The organism is Collinsella sp. AF31-11 (assembly GCF_003475605.1).
Taxonomy (GTDB): domain Bacteria; phylum Actinomycetota; class Coriobacteriia; order Coriobacteriales; family Coriobacteriaceae; genus Collinsella.
On record NZ_QRQS01000026.1, the window covers coordinates 391 to 3098 of the forward strand.

The following is a 2708-nucleotide window of genomic DNA, read 5'->3' on the forward strand; positions in this document are numbered from 1 at the left end:
ATACCCGGCAGGGGTTCCGCCGGCGGGGTTGCAGGGCCGCGCATCCGGGGGCTGCCGCCCCCGGGCGCAGGTCCGGCTGGGGAGCGGAACGGCATGGGAGGGCCGGCCGCAGCGGGTGACAGCCCCGTACGCGAACCCAGACCGGACGGCGCGACGCGGTCCCTGAGTAGGGCCGGGCACGTGAAACCCGGTCCGAACCTGGGTGGACCACCATCCAAGCCTGAGTACTACCCTGTGACCGATAGCGCACCAGTACCGTGAGGGAAAGGTGAAAAGCACCCCGGGAGGGGAGTGAAACAGTACCTGAAACCGTGCGCCCACGAGCAGTCGGAGCAACTTTTAGTTGTGACGGCGTGCCTTTTGTAGAATGAGCCAGCGAGTCGCTGGCGCGGGGCGAGGTTAACCGGAAGGGAGCCGAAGCGAAAGCGAGCCTTAACAGGGCGACTTGAGTCCCGCGCCGCGGACGCGAAGCCGGGTGAGCTATCCGTGGGCAGGCTGAAGCGGGGGTAAGACCCCGTGGAGGGCCGAACGCACGTCGGTTGAAAACGGCGGCGATGACCTGCGGATAGGGGTGAAAGGCCAATCAAACCCGGAGATATCTCGTTCTCCCCGAAATAGCTTTAGGGCTAGCGTCGCGCGTTCACCGCCGGAGGTAGAGCACCGGATGGACGAGGGGGCTTCGCCGCCTACCGAATCCAACCGAACTCCGAATGCCGGCGGCCCAGAGCGCGGCAGTCAGAGCATGTGGGCTAAGCTGTGTGCTCGAGAGGGAAACAGCCCGGACCGCCCGCTAAGGTCCCCAAGTTCCAGCCGAGTGGCAAAGGATGTGCGTCCGCCCAGACAACCAGGATGTTGGCTTAGAAGCAGCCATGCATTCAAAGAGTGCGTAACAGCTCACTGGTCGAGTGGACATGCGCCGACAATACACGGGGCTAAGCTGGACACCGAAGCGGCGGGATTTTAATTCATTAGAATCGGTAGGGGAGCTTCCCATGGGCGGGGAAGCCGCCGGGCGACCGGCGGTGGAGCGCATGGGAGTGAGAATGCTGGCATGAGTAGCGAGAGACGAGAGAGTAACTCGTCCGCCGTGAACCCGAGGTTTCCTGGGCAAGGCTAATCCTCCCAGGGTCAGTCGGGGGCTAAGGCGAGGCCGGGAGGCGTAGCCGACGCGCAGCAGGCAGACATTCCTGCACCGCGCACGCGGCGCTACGACCGACGGGGCGACGGATGGGGGTGGCTCGGCGGGGTTCTGGACGTCCCCGTGATGGAGCGCGGCCCGCGGACCAGGGAAATCCGGTCCGCACGAGGGCGAGGCTCCGGACGAAGCACTTAAGCGAAGCGAGTGAGCCCGAGGTCCCTAGAAAAACCCCTAGGCAGGCGCGTGCGCGCCCGTACCGCAAACCGACACAGGTGGGTGGGTAGAACATACCGAGGCGATCGGGTCAACCATGGTCAAGGAACTCGGCACAATGGCCCCGTAACTTCGGGAGAAGGGGTGCCCGCGCGTACGTGAACGGACTTGCTCCGGGAGCGGAGGCGGGCCGCAGTGGAGAGGCCCAAGCGACTGTTTACCAAAAACACAGGACTCTGCAGAAGCCGCAAGGCGACGTATAGGGTCTGACGCCTGCCCGGTGCCGGAAGGTCACGCGGAGGAGTTAGCGCATCGCGCGAAGCCCCGAAGCCAAGCCCCGGTAAACGGCGGCCGTAACTATAACGGTCCTAAGGTAGCGAAATTCCTTGTCGGGTAAGTTCCGACCTGCACGAAAGGCGCAACGACTTGGGCGCTGTCTCGACCATGGACCCGGTGAAATTGCACTGGTCGTGAAGATGCGACTTACCCGCGGAAGGACGGAAAGACCCCGTGAACCTTCACTGCAGCTTGGCATTGGCCGCTGGTCCCGCGTGTAGAGGATAGGCAGGAGGCATCGATCCGGAGGCGCCAGCCCCCGGGGAGCCGCCCTTGGAATACTGCCCTCGCGCGACCGGCGTCCTAACCCGAGGCCGTCACCCGGCTCGGGGACCGTGCCAGGCGGGCAGTTTGACTGGGGCGGTCGCCTCCTAAAGGGTAACGGAGGCGCGCGAAGGTCCGCTCGGGACGGTCGGCAACCGTCCTTTTGAATGCAAGAGTACAAGCGGGCTTGACTGCGAGGCCCACGAGCCGAGCAGGTGCGAAAGCAGGCTCTAGTGATCCGGCGGCCCCGAGTGGGTGGGCCGTCGCTCAACGGATAAAAGGTACTCCGGGGATAACAGGCTGATCTTGCCCAAGAGTCCACATCGACGGCAAGGTTTGGCACCTCGATGTCGGCTCATCGCATCCTGGGGCTGGAGCAGGTCCCAAGGGTACGGCTGTTCGCCGTTTAAAGCGGTACGCGAGCTGGGTTCAGAACGTCGTGAGACAGTTCGGTCCCTATCCTCCGTGGGCGCAGGAGAATCGATGGAGGCTGCCCCCAGTACGAGAGGACCGGGGTGGACGCACCTCCGGTGAACCGGTTGTCGACCAACGGCACGGCCGGGTAGCCGCGTGCGGCGCGGATAACCGCTGAAGGCATCTAAGCGGGAAGCCGTTCCAGGGATTAGTTCTCCTTCCGGTAAGGGCCCAGGTAGACTACCTGGTCGATAGACGGCAGGTGCAAGGGCGGCGACGCCCTCAGCCGAGCCGCACTAATCGCCCGAGCTCTTCCGGAACCGCACCTCGCGGCCCGCGGGAC

Annotated in this window: 1 rRNA gene (running past one end of the window); it reads left to right on the forward strand. The window is 64.6% G+C overall.

Annotated elements, in window-relative coordinates:
* Positions 1-2685 (forward strand): 23S ribosomal RNA (locus tag DWZ22_RS09985) (it extends 351 nt beyond the left edge of the window).
* The last annotated feature ends 23 nt before the right edge of the window (positions 2686-2708 follow it).